Annotated in this window: 13 protein-coding genes; 8 read left to right on the top strand and 5 right to left on the bottom strand. The window is 52.9% G+C overall.

The annotated features are described in order from the left end of the window. Positions 1-12: 12 nt before the first annotated feature. Together AC0YOB_RS05985 and AC0YOB_RS05980 are read right to left on the bottom strand one after the other, a co-directional pair. The gene (locus AC0YOB_RS05985) at positions 13-444 is read right to left on the bottom strand and encodes a GtrA family protein (RefSeq protein WP_475788435.1); all 432 of its coding nucleotides are present in this window, start codon (positions 442-444) and stop codon (positions 13-15) included. Between the two features lie 211 nt (positions 445-655). After that, positions 656-1,630 carry an SDR family NAD(P)-dependent oxidoreductase gene (locus AC0YOB_RS05980; RefSeq protein WP_475788434.1) on the bottom strand — a complete coding sequence of 325 codons (975 nt, stop codon included), beginning with the start codon at positions 1,628-1,630 and terminating at the stop codon, positions 656-658. Between the two features lie 245 nt (positions 1,631-1,875). Here AC0YOB_RS05980 and AC0YOB_RS05975 point away from each other — a divergent pair, with 245 nt between their 5' ends. The 7 genes from AC0YOB_RS05975 to phnE (AC0YOB_RS05945) all read left to right on the top strand — a co-directional run bounded on the left by AC0YOB_RS05975 (position 1,876) and on the right by phnE (AC0YOB_RS05945) (position 9,598). Then, positions 1,876-3,672: an ABC transporter substrate-binding protein gene (locus AC0YOB_RS05975; protein WP_475791986.1), complete on the top strand. Its 1,797-nt coding sequence runs from the start codon at positions 1,876-1,878 to the stop codon at positions 3,670-3,672. A 310-nt stretch (positions 3,673-3,982) separates the two neighbouring features. After that, on the top strand, positions 3,983-4,996 hold the full coding sequence (locus AC0YOB_RS05970) for an ABC transporter substrate-binding protein (RefSeq protein ID WP_475791985.1): 1,014 nt from the start codon (positions 3,983-3,985) through the stop codon (positions 4,994-4,996). Positions 4,997-5,032: 36 nt separating this feature from the next. Beyond that, positions 5,033-5,794, top strand: coding sequence for an IucA/IucC family C-terminal-domain containing protein (locus tag AC0YOB_RS05965; protein ID WP_475791984.1), 762 nt, complete (start codon positions 5,033-5,035; stop codon positions 5,792-5,794). Between the two features lie 293 nt (positions 5,795-6,087). Beyond that, complete coding sequence (locus AC0YOB_RS05960) at positions 6,088-7,083, top strand: phosphate/phosphite/phosphonate ABC transporter substrate-binding protein (protein ID WP_475792319.1); 996 nt, start codon at positions 6,088-6,090, stop codon at positions 7,081-7,083. A 126-nt stretch (positions 7,084-7,209) separates the two neighbouring features. Further along, on the top strand, positions 7,210-7,983 hold the full coding sequence (gene phnC, locus AC0YOB_RS05955; RefSeq protein ID WP_475791983.1) for a phosphonate ABC transporter ATP-binding protein: 774 nt from the start codon (positions 7,210-7,212) through the stop codon (positions 7,981-7,983). Beyond that, positions 7,980-8,795: a phosphonate ABC transporter, permease protein PhnE gene (gene phnE, locus AC0YOB_RS05950; protein WP_475791982.1), complete on the top strand. Its 816-nt coding sequence runs from the start codon at positions 7,980-7,982 to the stop codon at positions 8,793-8,795. The genes phnC and phnE (AC0YOB_RS05950) overlap by 4 nt, the downstream gene beginning before the upstream one ends. Further along, positions 8,792-9,598 (top strand): phosphonate ABC transporter, permease protein PhnE, encoded by an 807-nt coding sequence (gene phnE / locus AC0YOB_RS05945; protein WP_475791981.1) that lies wholly within the window; start codon positions 8,792-8,794, stop codon positions 9,596-9,598. The genes phnE (AC0YOB_RS05950) and phnE (AC0YOB_RS05945) overlap by 4 nt, the downstream gene beginning before the upstream one ends. 412 nt (positions 9,599-10,010) lie before the next feature. Here the strand turns inward: phnE (AC0YOB_RS05945) and AC0YOB_RS05940 are convergent, their stop codons facing one another. From AC0YOB_RS05940 to AC0YOB_RS05930, 3 genes are all read right to left on the bottom strand, one after another. Then, a complete protein-coding gene (locus AC0YOB_RS05940; protein ID WP_475791980.1) occupies positions 10,011-13,304 on the bottom strand; it encodes an OmpL47-type beta-barrel domain-containing protein in 3,294 nt (1,097 codons plus the stop codon). A 527-nt stretch (positions 13,305-13,831) separates the two neighbouring features. After that, positions 13,832-14,071 carry a spore germination protein gene (locus AC0YOB_RS05935; protein WP_475791979.1) on the bottom strand — a complete coding sequence of 80 codons (240 nt, stop codon included), beginning with the start codon at positions 14,069-14,071 and terminating at the stop codon, positions 13,832-13,834. A 7-nt stretch (positions 14,072-14,078) separates the two neighbouring features. Beyond that, on the bottom strand, positions 14,079-14,216 hold the full coding sequence (locus AC0YOB_RS05930; RefSeq protein WP_475791978.1) for a hypothetical protein: 138 nt from the start codon (positions 14,214-14,216) through the stop codon (positions 14,079-14,081). Between the two features lie 45 nt (positions 14,217-14,261). On the opposite strand from AC0YOB_RS05930, the gene AC0YOB_RS05925 reads away from it, so the two are divergent. Beyond that, positions 14,262-15,800 (top strand): multicopper oxidase family protein, encoded by a 1,539-nt coding sequence (locus AC0YOB_RS05925; RefSeq protein ID WP_475791977.1) that lies wholly within the window; start codon positions 14,262-14,264, stop codon positions 15,798-15,800. The last annotated feature ends 156 nt before the right edge of the window (positions 15,801-15,956 follow it).

Below are 15,956 nucleotides of genomic sequence, written 5' to 3'. Positions count from 1 at the left end.
TATAGCGTTCTGTTATTGCTTATATACCAGGTATCTCATAAAAAAGAAGCTGCAGGTTGAAGACAGAACCATGGACAATCCCTTCGATGTATTGTCGATGATCCACAAGGGAATAGCATAATGCCCCAGCAATCGGGCAGATATCACAAATACGAGATTGCTGATGACCAGGCTCACAGCAGCCTGGGCGAAAAATTTTATTTTTTCCTTCGTTGAGTATGAGGCTTCATTCTTGAAGGTTATTCGTGAATTCCAGTAATAACTGTTCAGAACGGCCAGTCCATAAGCAAAGGTATTGATGAGCGTGAGCTCCAGCACCGTGTGTCCATGCCATATCCACAGCAGCAGATTTAATGCAAGCAAGTCGAGTGCCCCGTTGCAAACCCCGATAATACCAAACCTGGTAAATTGATGGACGGCCTCCTGCGCCTTGGAAAGTGTCATTTGAAACTTCCTTACATCTCGTATTTTCAGCACCTTTTAATAAAGAAGCCGAATAATGGATGAGAAGCGTCTTATCCCGTTTCAAGGCGGAGGCTCTCTATCCTTATCCTATACGAGATCCCGGCTATGTGTAAAGGCGAATCCCGCTCTTCACATTGCCCCGCCTTCCTCCCGCTTGATGGAATCGCCTTTATTGTAATTGGTTAATCAATTACAAATTTGCAAGGGATGATTGGTTCCCCTGCAAGGCCTTTATTGTCGTGGTCAAGCCTTCCTGGAACGGCGTCGCGGTGATGGGCCCGACTAACCGTTTGAATTTGTCTCCGCTCAGCGTCAGCGGCTCTTCGGTTAAATAAAGCATCTCCACGACTTCTTTCATGACGGGTACGCCCATGCCCAGCAGCGATAAACCTAATTTTCTCAGAGGAATGACCGGTTTAGCACGGCCGCTTGCCGCCTGCGCAATCCGTACGATCTCTCGTCCCGATATGAGCCCGGCTCCCGGTATATTCCAGTTCTGCCCGTAAGCAAAATCTTTGTCCGCCAGCTCGGCAATCATGGCGGCAGCATCCGGCAAGTAGATGAATTCGCGTGGAACACGCATGTTGCCGACGAAAAAAGACATTTTGCCGGCAGCGATGGCCTCTAGGGTTGAACCCAGATACGAGGCCTCGTTAGCTGTAGGTCCATAATAATCAGGCAGGCGGACAATCATGACCTTGGACCTGCTCCACCGCTTGCTAAACAGCATCCGTTCATAGTCCAGGCGGACTTTTCCTTTTTTCGTATGCGGCTGCTTGGGATGCTCTTCTGTCACAAGATCCATCTGTTTTCTTCCATAAGGATAGATTCCGTCAATCGCGACCACTTTAACCGCAAGCCTCTCTGCCGCCTCCATCACCGATTCGCCCAGCGGAATCAGCTTGCTTGCCATCTCGTGATAAGGAACGTTCGCGCAATGGAACAATACGTCCGCGCCGTCGGCTTGAGCTGCAATATCGTCAGGGCGCATTGCATCCCCTACGGCGAGCGTCAAGTGCGCGGGATTGCCAAGCTTATCGGCAAAACGTACCAATTTCTCGCGTGAACGCCCAAAGGCAATCGTTTGTATCCCCCGTTTGACCAGCTCCTCCGTAATCGCTGCTCCCGTCCCGCCCGTTGCGCCAATTACTATTGCTTTTTCCATTTTAATTTCCTCTTTTCTATGGTTTAGTTATTGGTCAATCACTAACTTGAATTCATCATATCATTCGGTTATTGATTGGTCAATCACTAAAATAGAGATTTTTTTGCCAAAGATTTCGCCCATTAGAATCGTTGATGTGAATACTTTCTTTACCCCTGTCTTATCCGTTTTATTGTATAATAGCAATGATATTGATTATCATTATTATTCATCCTCATCCCCTCTTCAGGAGTTGATAGCCTATTATGATTGTGGAAGACCATCTTTTACTTTGGAACCATGCAGCACTGAAAATAATGGAGGTGAAGCGTAGCGCGCTGCCGATTGGCGGGCAGCTGCATGCATCCCGGCTCCCGGCGAGCACTTTGCTTTACACGATACAAGGCCGTGCCCGGCTGCTGCTGAACGGAGAGGAGCAGCTTGTGGAGAACGGATATGTTTGCCACGCCGGCAAAGACACAGTTCTGGCTGTTACGGATATCGCCGAACATTTGGAATATTATATGATTCAGTATAAAGCCGCTCTGCCGCTGCCATGCAGTCAGGATCTGCTTCAGCTGCTGGACCGCACGGGACCGTTTGATATCCAATATGGTTTTGCGGTCAGTCACGCCGCCCCCCTGCTCGCTGTCTTGTCCCGCATGGAGCAGGAATGGGACCAGCCTGGAGCGATGGCGAAGCTGCAGGTGAAATCGTTATTTTATCAGTTCGTTTGCGAGCTGATGGAGCAATTGCAGCACGATGGACTGGAGCGGGCTGCACCGGATTTGGTGCTGCAGGCAGCAAGATACATGGATAATAACTATGCCCAGCCGATCACAGCAGACACACTTGCGGCGCTCTTGAATTGCAGCTCCCGGACGATTCAGCGGCTGTTCAAAAAACGGCTGGCGCTTGGGCCAATTGACTATCTGCTGCAGGTGCGCATGGACAAGGCCAAGGAACTGCTCCTGGATACGAATGCAGGGCTCAAGGATATCGCCGAAGCGGTCGGTTATGTGGACAGCTACTATTTCAGCCGGTTATTTAAACGTTCTACGGGCGTTTCACCAAGCACTTATCGGGATTGGATGCTGCAGTCCAGAGAAGATGAACCGGATAAAAATGCAGTGATCAAGCTTCATTCGGCGGCAGACCGCATTGGAAAGAAGGCATGGACAGATCCGCTGAATACTGCGATCCGCCGCTCATTGCGTACGGTCATTCATCTTAAAGGCGAGCTTGCGCTTCAGCGGCAGCCTGGGAAAATTGCCGTGCTGGATCCCCAGTTTATGGACCATATGCTGGCATTGGGAGAACAGCCGGCCGGTAGCGTCATGGTAAGCGGGGATCCAAGCAGCTTTCCCGAGTATCTGATCGGCAAGCAGCACGCGCTCAAGACCTTGGGGACGAAGGATGAACCCGATATGGAAGCACTCCGTGCTTTAGCCCCCGATCTGATCATTTGCACCGAGTTTCAGAGGAATATTTATGCAAGCCTCGCGCAAATAGCGCCGACCATCATGTTTGAGCGGAACCGCGACTGGAGAGAAACCTTGCGAATCATCGGGCGTATTACGGGCAAGGAACTGGAGGCGGAGCAGGTTCTGGAGCAGTACAAACATAAAGTCGGCAGGCTGAAATCGGTTCTGGCAGCGAAGCTGCATGGACAGTCGGTAACCGTAATCCGGCCGCGGGATAACAATATAAGACTGCATACGAGCGCTCACCGTACGGCGGCGATTTTATACAGCGATCTGGGGCTGCATCCGCCGAAGCAAGCCGTACAGCGCAAACGGACCAGCTCCATGATTTCGTTGGAGGGGCTGCCGGAGCTGGACGCCGACCATTATTTTGTTTTGACCGACAACAAATTTCAAACATGGTCGGATGAGATTCAGAATACGACTACCTGGAAAAGTCTGCGGGCCGTGCAGCAGCATCACGTTTATCACGCCAAAGTGAGCATGTGGATTGCCTATTACGGCCCTATTGCGATGAATCGGGTGGTGGACCAGGTGGCGGAAGTGTTCCTCAATGCAAAACATCCTGTTTTGTCGTAAAGCGCATGCTATAACGGGCGATGCGTCAATTCGCTTCTTATACAAACACTGTTGAATCAGGATCCGTCGATCCTCAACAGTGTTTTTTTGTAATAGAAGAAAGGTTAATTCTCCCTCATCCTTTGTTTATATTTCACGGGTCTAAGGAACTTGCCGCGCTGCCGGAGGACGGCGACAGCCCCTCTTCTCATGTCGCCATAATCCATTGCGGTTGTCGCAAGCATCCATTGCTGAGGACAGCCTGAGTCGTTATAGTGTTGTAAGTGATGTTGAAAATCATTATCAATTAGAAACCGGAGGGGCTTGTTGTATGTATCGAAAAATCAATTTTGTATGGACCATTAGCTTGTTGGCAGCTTTGGTTATGTTCCTGGGGGCGTGTTCGAGCAGTACCAATCAAGGCGGCAATAATACTGGAGAAGCTGCGGCGAATCAAACGCAAGCCAATACTGACGGGGCTGGCAATACCAACGCCCCAGCGGAGCCCGCACCCGCGGAACCGGTGACCATTCAGGGTCTTCGGGGCGGGATCACACTCGATAAGGTACCGGAGAAAATCGTCGTGCTGGACGTCCAGTATGCGGATCAAATGCTGGCACTGGGCAAGCAGCCGCTGGGCAGCGTAGTGGCCGAAACCGACAATGCGCTCCCTGAATATTTGGGCGAAAAGATGAACAATGTCACGTTGGTCGGAACATATGTGGAACCGAATCTGGAAGCAATCATCGGACTCCAGCCGGATCTTATTATCGCCACGGAGTTCCATGACAAGATTTACGACGATTTGCAGAAAATCGCACCGACGCTTGTGCTGGAGCGCAATGAGGATTGGCGGACCGTACTGTTGAAATTCGGGCAAATTTTGCATCAGCCGGAAGAGGCGCAGAAGCTGGTTGATGATTACAAACAGAAAGTGAGCGACCTGAAGACCGTATTGGCCGACAAATTGAAAGACCAAACGGTCGCTCTGATCCGGCCCAGGGATAAAATGATTCGTCTCCATACGACATCGCATCGAACCGCACAAATTTTATACGATGACCTGGGCCTGACTCCTCCCAAAATGGCAGTCAACAGCACAGATACAAGCACGATGATTTCGCTTGAAGTCCTGCCGGAGCTCGCTGCCGATCACATGTTTCTGCTTCAGGACGACACGAATACGGAACTGACGGCTGAATTTCAAAACACCTCAATCTGGAAAAGTCTGAGCGCAGTGACGGCAAGCCGTGTCTATGTGGAGAATACGGCGCAGTGGATCGGTTATTATGGCCCTATTGCCATCAACCTGGTTGTCGATCAGATTGCTGATGCGCTTAACTAAGTCCGTTTGAGCCCGGAATCCGAAGGGGGAATGAACATGCAGTCCCGGCTCACGCAGGAGGAATGGAATTACTTGAGCGGACATTTTGGCATGTGTGAGCATGCCTCGACCCGTCACAGGAATTCGGTGAGAGTGTCGGACCTGCTCGATGCAGCGAGATGCTCCGATTATCTGGATCTATTGACTGTGCAGCTGCAGTCCCCCTCGCGGATGATTACAGCTTCGCAGTTTATGAAAAGATATGCCTTCTTAACCGCCGCTCCGCTGCTGTACGCCATGTCCGCGTACAACAGGGGGCTGGATTTATCAGCCGGGAACTGTTTGCTCGAATCGACCCCTGGCCTCTCCTGGCTGGAGCTTGTCAGTCTTGACGATGTCAATGCGGCGATGCCCGAAGCAAGCGAACGGCATGCTTGGCGCGACACGGTAATTCAAAGTTATTTCGCCGGTAATCTGGGCAAGCTCATACAGGTCATGTCTGGCGTGGCCAAGGTGCCCAAACCGATTTTATGGGAGAATGCCGCGGTTCGTGTTTTTTCGCTCTATGAGAAACGAATCCGCGCAAGCGGGGATCAGCAGGAGCAAGCCCGCGGCCGGGCAGACTTTCAATACCTGATTCATCGGGCTCCTGGCGCCCTGTTCGGGGAGAAACAAAATCCGCTGAGCCCCTTTTATGGCAAACCGGTTTCCTCGACTGTCACTGAAACGCCTATGCGGGTCCGCAAAACCTGCTGCTTCTACTATGAGGTCTCCAGTGTCGAAGAATACTGCTCTAACTGTCCGAAGGTGAAAAACTGACGGATGCAGGCAGTTGTTCATCGCTTAACTGCATATGCATTAAAAAATCAGCGCCGCCCGGTGAATCGGGCGGCGCTTTGCTTGTCGGTCAGCCGTGCTTCCCGGCTATAGCTGCGGAGTTGGTCTGATTGCATCCGGCGTCCCCCTCCCCTTTCCTCTTGGGAATAGTCCCTTGGTTATTTTCCAACATTTACAAACCCTTCTTCTGGCGATTACCAACAGTTAATAAAAGTATTTTATAGTAGACAAGTGTAAGAAAAAAGTAAATATCTGGAGGGTTTGAATTGAGAAAAATGCATGTTCTTGCTTTTCCGCTGCTGCTGTCCGCGTTATTGCTTAGCGCCTGCGGCGCCAACAACGGCACCGCAGGCAATAATGGCGGCAACTCCGCAGTGCCTGCGGCGGCGAACGAAGAGACTTCTGCCCCTGCCGATACGACTGAAGCAAGCGAGTCAGCCGAAGGCTATGTTCCCGAAACGCTGACCGTTCAATTCGTTCCTTCGCAGAACGCCGATACGCTGGAGGCGAAGGCGAAACCGCTGGAGAAGCTGCTGGGCGACAAATTGGGCATCCCGGTAAAAGTGAGTGTGTCCACCAACTACAACACGATTATTGAGGCCATGGCTTCCAAGCAGGTAGACGTAGGCTTCCTCCCCCCTACCGCATACGTCATTGCCAAAGACAAAGGGGCGGCCAGTATTATTTTGCAGGCGCAGCGTTTCGGCGTTGACGACAACACCGGCGCTCCGACGGCCGAACTGGTTGATTTCTACAAATCGATGCTTATCGTCAAGGCGGATTCTGATATCAAAGAAGTAAAGGATCTGAAGGGCAAACGTATCGCCTATCAGGATGTCACTTCGTCGGCCGGTTATGTGTGGCCGGCAGGCAAGCTGATGGATAACGGCATCGATCCGCTGAGCGACGTAACGCCGGTTACGGTGAAAGGCCATGACCAGGGCGTAATTGCTTTGCTGAACGGGGATGTCGACGCTGCCGCTATTTTTCAGGATGCGCGCAATACCGTGTTGAAGGACTATCCGGATGTATTCAAGGATACCCGCGTCCTGGCTTTCACCGAGCCGATACCGAACGACACCGTAACGGTCCGCTCCGATATGAACCCGGACTGGACGGCGAAAATTCAGCAGGCGTTCATCGATATCGGCACCGATCCGGAAGGCCACAACATCATTAAGGAAATCTATACGCACGAAGGCTATGTCAAATCCGACGACAGCGTATTTGAGATTGTCCGCCAATATGGGGAAAAAGTGAAAACAGAGTAATCTCTCGCGCTTCTTTCGGCAAGCCGGTTTTGCTCCCGGCTGGACAAGCCAGTACGTTCGCTTACGGCGCGCGTGCTGGCTTGTCCCATTGTTACGACTCTCTAACGAAAAGGAAGGAACTTAAGCATGATAGAGCTCCGCAACGTATACAAGACATATCCGAACGCGACAAAGGGACTAAACGGCATCAATCTGACCTTCGGCAAAGGTGAGTTCGTCGCGGTTGTCGGGCTGTCCGGGGCAGGCAAATCCACCCTTCTCCGCTCGATCAACCGGCTGCACGATATTTCCGAAGGCGACATCCTTATCGACGGCAGTTCGATCACGCAGGCGAGCGGCAAGCAGCTGCGGATGATCCGCCGCGATATCGGTATGATATTCCAGAGCTTTAATCTGGTCAAGCGCTCGACCGTCCTCCGCAACGTGCTGGCCGGCCGGGTTGGCTACCATTCCACACTGCAGACCATTCTTGGCCGCTTCCCGGAGCATGACGTCAACCTGGCCTTCAAGGCGCTGGAGAGAGTCAATATTGTGGAGAAGGCTTATTCCCGGGCGGACGAGCTGTCAGGGGGACAGCAGCAGCGCGTTGCGATTGCCCGTGTCCTTGCGCAGGAAGCGAAAATTATTTTGGCCGATGAGCCTGTTGCCTCCCTCGACCCGCTGACAACGAAGCAGGTCATGGACGATTTGAAAAAAATCAATCAGGAGCTTGGCATTACGACGATCGTCAACCTACACTTTATCGATCTGGCCCGGGAATACGCGACGCGGATTGTCGGGCTCCGGGCAGGCGAAGTCGTCTTCGACGGGCCCGTATCGGAAGCGACGGATGAAAGGTTCGCCTCAATTTACGGCAGACCGATTATGACGGACGAGCTGCTCGGGGAGCTTGTCGTATGAGCCTGCAGGCGAATGTGAAAGCAAGCGCACAACCCCGTGCAGAGCGTCCGAAGCCGCCCCGAAGATACAAGCATTACTTGACGGCAGCAATCGTGCTCGCGGCGTTGTGGGGAAGCGCCGCGAGGACCGAAGCGACGATTGGCGAGCTTGTCAAAGGCCTGCCGAATATGCTGGATCTGCTTCGCGAAATGTTTCCGCCGAGATGGTCGTATTTCGATAATATTGTGGCTGCCATGCTGGAGACGATACGCATGGCGGTTATCGGCACGACGATAGGCGCCATTCTGGCCGTTCCTGTCGCCCTGCTGTGCGCAAGCAATATCGCCGGAACCGGGTGGCTCTTCTACCCGATCCGCTTCCTGCTTAATCTGGTCCGCACCATCCCGGATTTGCTGCTTGCGGCGATCTTCGTTGCCATTTTCGGCATCGGTCCCGTGCCGGGCATCCTGGCTCTCGCCGTTTTCTCGCTGGGCCTGATCGCCAAGCTGACCTATGAGGCGCTCGAAGGAATCGACCGCGGACCGCTGGAAGCGATGACCGCCGTTGGCGCTAACCGCTCGCAGCGTATCATGTACAGCGTCGTGCCGCAGATTCAGGCGCATTTTGTCTCGTTTACGCTGTATACCTTCGAGATTAACGTTCGGGCTGCTGCGGTGCTTGGGCTCGTCGGTGCCGGAGGGATCGGCCATTTCTACGATGTAACGCTCGGCTTCCTGGAATATGACAAGACTTGCGTTATTATTCTTTTCACATTGGCTGTCGTGCTGCTGATCGATTATGCGAGCACCAAGCTGAGGGAGAAGCTGCTATGACGACGAAAACAGAAGCACAACGACTTCGCAAACCGCGGCGCAGCCGATATCGCTGGCTTATCTATGCGGCGCTTGCGGCCGTCTATATATGGGCTTTCGCCGGTATTCCGTTCACGGGGATCAAGGAGACGGCCTGGCAGATTACGAAGTCGATCACGACCGGCATATTCTCACCGGACTGGGACTTCGTCTACTTGCCCGATGGCGAGGATCTGCTGCGCGGTCTGCTGGATACGCTCGCGATATCCGTCCTGGGCACTTTTATCTCCACCGTGATCTGCATCCCGTTTGCATTCTGGGCGGCTGCCAATATGAGCCAATATAAGACGGTATCCGGCACGGGGAAAATCCTTCTCAGCTTCATCCGGACCTTTCCCGAGATTGTCATGGCGATCCTGTTCATCAAGGCGGTCGGACCCGGCTCCTTCGCAGGCGCTCTGGCGCTTGGCTTGCATTCGGTCGGGATGCTGGGCAAGCTGTTCGCCGACGAGATCGAAAGTATCGACCGCGGTCCGGTGGAAGCACTGATTGCGACAGGCGCCAATCGGCTCCAGCTGCTATGGTTCGCGGTCATTCCGCAGGTACTTCCGGGCTTCCTGTCCTATACGCTGTACCGGTTCGAGATCAATTTGCGCTCTGCCACGATTTTGGGAGTTATAGGTGCCGGCGGCATCGGAACGCCGCTTATCTTTGCACTCAGTACGCGCAACTGGGACCGCGTCGGCATCATTCTGCTTGGCATCGTAATCATGATCACGATCATCGACTATCTCTCCGGGGCAATCCGGAAGAGACTGGTCTAGGAGAAGAAACCGTCCGTTCCGCCTGCTGCGGAACGGACGGTTTCTTTAGTTGCGCCGGGTCTGTGAAGCTCGCAATATGGTTTGTTGTGTACCTTCATGGCGTGCTCCCGTTGTATTCGGCTTTGAATGAGATGTGCTTTCCACACAACATGGCTGTACCCAAAGCACTCGGCCATTGAGGTGCGCTTTAATTTACCTCATGGCTTGCTCTCGCCGCATTCGGCATTGAATAATGCTGCGCATTCTCTATACCGCATCGAATGGCACGCATGCCTCATGGCACGTTCCCACCGAACTTGGCGTCTAAACGGGGATTCGCTTTTGATGTACCTCGTGGCGTGCTCCCATTGCGCCGCGCAGGAATCTCATCTTACCCGCTTTTAAGGAGGCAGTATTTTCGCGCGCTTTCGCGCTACCTCACGACGACAGTGATCGTCTCGCTTGTTGTCTTGCCTGCGGCGTTGACAAGCTCGCTGCGGTACGTGTAGGTTCCCGCCTTACGCCGGTCAATCGCTGTCACGGTATGCTGTGCGTTCGGCGTGTGCTCCTCCAGCTGCTGCGAATCGATGAGTCTGTCATTTTCATACAGCCGGTACCCGGTCGCATTCGTTCCCCACCACAGATTCATGGTTACGTTATATTTGCCGTCGCCGTCCCAATTGTCTTGCGACAGCACCGGCTTGCCGGGGGACGCATCCGTCACGGTCACGACCAGCGTATCGCTCATCGTCGTTCCGTAGGCATTGCCAAGCTCCGCTGTATAACGGTAAGTCCCGTTCGCCTTGCCGGCAATATCGGTATTCACGGTTTGCGCGGCTGGTGTCCTGTCCGTCAGATTCTGCGTGCTGATCAGCTCGCCGTTCTCGTACAGCTTGAATGAGGTGCCGTTATTCCCCCACCATACATTCATCGTTACCGTATAGCTGCCGTCCCGCAGGCCCGTATCATAACCGTTGTTGCTCGACAGCACCGGCTTGCCTGGAACGCCCGTCGCCAGTGGCTTGCCTGTAATCTGGAAGGGATAGCTGGCAGCCGAGACGTTCCCTGCGGCATCCGCAACGCTGTAGCTTACCGAGTGAGCGCCAACTCCCAGCTCCGATGCCTGTACCGTCTCCCCGCTCGCAATTTCTGCGCCGTCCAATAGCAGCTGCTCTGAGATTATTCCGGAGAGCCCGTCGGATGAAACCAATTCAAAGGTCAGAACAGCTGTTTCAAGCACATCCCCTACAGCCTGCCCCGACTGGGTCAGTTCAGCGGCAGGAAGCGTTTTATCCACGTTCACCTGAATGAATTTCGCCTCTTCCGCGTTGCCAGCCGCATCCTTAGAGAAATAGCCGATCGTATGCCGCGCTTCCTCTGTGATGGTGAACGGCCCCGCATAGGCATTGTATGCACCGCCGTCAACGGCATATTGCGTCGTTATGGTTCCAGCCGTTTCATCTGAAGCACTTAATGTAACTTCCACATCCTGATTCACCCATCCGTCGGCGTTAGGAGCCGTGGAAAGTGCAGCCGACGTTGTCGGCGCCTCCGTATCCGACTGCACCGCTGTGAAGTCGCCGAGTCCTCTCGGCTTCAACTGATAGAGCCCTCTGAAAATAGCCGAGACGCCCGTTACGTTCACAACGGCTCCTTCCTGATACGGAAAATCGGCAAGCGCAGCTCCCGTCCGCACATCGACGCGCACATGATTGCTGACTCCGCCGTTCACCGCGTCGAATTCAAAAGAACCCGCAGGCGTTGCGCTGATGATATTGCGGATCGTCACATCCTGCAGCTGAAGCAGCTGCCCTTGATTGGCATCGCTCACCGCTTCCGCCATGACCGGGCCAGGCAGCGGTGCCGTGCCCGTCTTCTCGACTGCAACCAAATCGGCAAGCTCAAGCTCGGTATTATAAATGGCAAGAGGCGCCGTAATCTTCACGACATCGCCCTGGTGATAGCCGCTGGCGCTTTGGAACACATAAATTCCGCCGGTCTCATCCTGAAGATAGAAGGCTTGTCCGCCAAAAGCACCCGGCTCGGTCGTGATCACTCCCTCCACCGTAACGGTCGTTCCTTCCGCCTTCGTACGGGCTTCCGCTATGGTGACAGCTGACGGAATCGGTCCCTCCTCCTCCGGCAGCGGCTCCGCAGGCACGTTTGCCAGTGTCACGGTCTGTGTGAGCAGGTTCGTGCCGTTCTGTCTGAGGCGGAGGTTCGCCGTTCCATTCGTACCCGGCTTGATCCGGACCGTCAGGTCCTTGAAAGCATGTCCCCTGCTGTCAGAGGTCAAGCTGAAAGCGGCGCTGTAGCCATAAGCTGCCGGCCACGTGCTGTCTTCATTCCGGATCAGAGCTACCTGCGCGCCGCCGGTCAAATAAATGCCCGCGCCGAAGCCCGATACCGTGGTATTGGCAGGCAGATTGTCTGCGGCTACGCGAATTTGAAAATCGGCCGCGTTCGGCAGCTGCGCCTGGTGGACGAAGCTGTACGCCGCATTCGCGCTGCTTGCAGGTCCGCCGTAAGAACCCGGCTTGAAGGTCGAACGGTCATGCCATTTATACCCGGCCGCCGGGGCGGACCAAGGCTCCGGCTGCGGCTCCGTAGATGCTTCGGGAGACTCGGTCGGCAGCAGCGCCGTTGGCTGGTCGAGCTGCAGGCCGCTTACTTGCTCCAGGCTCGTATAGCTCTCCTTCTCGGACAGCCAATTGATCAAATTCACAAGCAGCAGGCCGTCATCCTGCTCCTTGAAGCCGTCGTATGTCGTCTTCCTTGCGCCCGTCTCCTCGCGCAGATATTTCGGAGTGGCGTCCTCGACCGGCGACGAATCGCCGATAAATGCGGCTTTGCCGGCTCCGGCCTTGGAGACGGCAACAAAAGGCCCTTCTTCAATCCCTCCGCCGTTATAGACCCCTTGGTCGACGGCGCTTCCCCAGGACTCGTTCGTTTCGGGAACGTAGACGATCCCTTTGGCTTTGGACGGATCGATGATGGCGAGTGTCGAGCCGGCATGCATGGCCACGCCAGACACGCCTTCCGTAATGCCGAATGCCTGCCCGGACTGGACGATCTGATTCGCCGTTATATCGCCCAGCGCATTGTAGCGGAACCGGACGCCGAAATTGTCCGCCAGCCAATCGGAGCTGGCGATATTTTGCATGGCGGCCGAGCTTCTTTCTTCCGCGGCCATCCCCTTGGCCGGATCTTCCCAGGCACCGCGCCGGTACCCGTTTATTGCCTCGGAGCCGTCCCAGCGGTTCTTGTTGCGGTCCGCGTTATAATGGTCGCCGATAAAGAAGATGCTCCCGCCCTCCTGGACATACTGCTCCATGGCGTCCTGCTCGCTCGTCTTGAACGGAATGTTCGGCTCCGCGATGACGAACACGTCGTAATCCTTCAAATCATTATAAGTAAAAGCGGCAGACTTGCGCAGTTCCTTTACATAGTAGCCGTCGTTTGCCAGTGCTTGGCCAAAATCCGAGAAGCCCCCGTCAATTACCCAGTCCGCCGCTCCCGCCGTTTGGGCGTGCGTGTTGTCGAAAAGAACCTTTTTGCCTGCATTCTCGTTGACGATCTTCGCATCAATGAAAGGCGCCGGGTCGCCCGGACCCTCGGCATAGGCCGGCTGGAGCCCGCCTGTGAATCCCGCAAACAGCGGCAGTACCAGAGCCGTCAGCAAGGCGGCCTTTACCCATTTTCCATTTCTCCACGCAAGATTTCCCATTAAAGTCCCTCCTCATATGGAATCTAGTATTTCGCCCATATTCTACCATATGATTAAGAACGCCGGTGATAGGGTTTTGTAAATATCGTGAGTTTTTTAGAAAATGAAAGGGACAGCGGACACGTACTGGAAAGGGAATCCGGCGTACAAATGAAGCGAACCGGCATGAAATATGGAGCCAAAAAATAAAAAAACCGCGATTTACGCGGATCCATAACAAAAACAGATTATTATCCCCAGACATCAGAAGCTAATGTGGGGACGATTGATTTTCAAAGATGACGCCCTATGTAATATTACCGGCAGACACATGCCGCCAAGGAGGCAGAAATAAGCCTCCTCAAGCGAAAGGTCCCGGGACTGATAGGCTTTAATAACGGGGATCGGCCTGGAATTCTTGCCCATGACATCCTGAGAACGGCCAACCTGCTCAAGGGTAAATGCCAATGATACGGCGAACCGGATAATGAGAAGCTCCAAAGAAATCGGGAAAGGCATGATTCTCTCTTCAGAGCGGCCAGTCAGACTCAAATAGCATTCACACCAGTGGCAATATCGTTCTGTACGCTGTCCTGGAAATCAGGGTCGTTCGTGTTCGTGGCACTGAGCGCATTGTTCGAGTTGGCAAGGCTGCCTGTTAAAAATGAACCGGCTCCGGCATATGTTTTTGACGTGCTGGATGGAGACGATTGGATACAGTCGCCGAACTGGACGATGGAACTCGATCCGACGCTGACAATTTTGGCAAAGCCGACAATAGCGGGCATTATAAGATCACTCCTTCTTCAACTGTGTTTTTACATCGTATGCGGCATTTGCCCATAGGTTCCAGCCCGCTGTGCAAAGGTATTTATCCGGCAAGCCGCCATACCCGCCGGTTATAGCCAGCATAAAGAGCAAGCTCACATTCATAAACTTACTCCGTGGATCTTGAATGTAAGGAGGTCTCCCTTTTATATGCCCGAAAAGATAAATCTCCAAAAATTCGTAGATGAGCTGCCCGTTCCCTATACGTTATCCCCCAGGAAGCAATGCAGCAATCATTCCTATTACGAAGTGATAATGAAGGAGTTTTCCCAGAAGCTGCACAGGGACCTTCCGCCAACCCGTCTATGGGGGTACGAAGGAATATTTCCAGGTCCTACGTTCGATGTGATGAAGAATGAGACTGTGTTGGTCAAATGGATCAATGATCTGCCGGCCAAGCACTTTCTTCCCGTTGATACCACGATTCACGGTTCCGAAGCAACGCTTCCGGAAGGAAGAAGCGTTGTACATTTACATGGAGGAAGAACGCCAGCCCATAGCGATGGTTACCCTGAGGCATGGTTCACGAGAAATTTCGAACAAACGGGACCTCTATTTGAGCGGGAGGTGTATATCTATCCGAATATTGAGCGGGCCACAGCTTTATGGTATCACGACCACACTATAGGAATTACAAGATTGAATGTCTATGCGGGACTCGTGGGTTATTATCTCATTCGCGACAAGCACGAGCAATCGCTTAATCTTCCTCAAGGAAAATATGAAATTCCGCTTATCATTGTGGACCGATCGTTCAATCCCGATGGATCGCTTTACTATCCCGCCCGGCCGGATCAGGATGATGCAGGTCTCCCGTCTCCTTCTCTAGTCCCTCCTTTTGATGCGGATACGATACTGGTCAACGGAAAAGTCTACCCCTATTTGAACGTTGAGCCACGAAAATACCGGTTTCGGATATTGAACGCATCCAATAGTCGAATCCTTACATTAAAATTGGACAGCAACCAGCCTTTTTTTCAAATTGGCACGGATAGCGGCCTGCTTGAGACAATGATCGTCATCCATGAATTTATCCTTTTGAGCGCCGAGCGTATGGACGTAATCATCGATTTTTCCCAATGCCGCGGCCAATCCATCACTCTCAAAAATGTTACCGGGAATGCCTCAGCCGAAACTACGGAGGTTATGCAATTCAGAGTCATCCAACCGCTAACAAGCGCAGATACCAGCTCTCTTCCATTTTACATGGGAGAATTTATAAGACTATCAAGAAATATGGCCAAGAGAACAAGAGATTTGGTGCTTATCCGAATTCAGGACCGGTATGGACGATCCTTGAATTTATTGGACGGTAAAATGTGGATAGATCGCATATCCGAAAAAATTGAAGTGAATACGGTCGAAATATGGAGGTTCATTAATATCATTAATGATGATCCCCACCCGATCCATCTACATTTGGTTGACTTCCAAATCCTTGACCGTCAGCCTTTTGATGTCGCTCATTTTGAAGAAACAGGAAACCTTATATTCCCGGGACCTCCGGATCCTCCTGAACCTTATGAAACAGGATTGAAGGATACCGTTCGAGCCCCTTATGGTTATATTACATCCATAATAGCCCGTTTTGGACCTTTTACCGGGCGTTATGTGTGGCATTGCCACATGCTGGAGCATGAGGATTATGAAATGATGCGGCCCATGGAAATTTTTAAAACACTGGATTAAAGACAAACAGGAGACTCATTTCCATTACATCCATCCGGCATTCGGCATCGCCACCCGGATGACAGGGGCATCTATCCATTGCGATAGTCTTCTCCTCTGATCTTCTGTACGCATACTCCAATCAAAAACAGCCTTCGCCGTCCAGAGGGCAGCGAA

The organism is Paenibacillus sp. JT31N17 (genome assembly GCF_056269255.1).
This window is presented reverse-complemented; position numbering and strand designations above follow the sequence as displayed.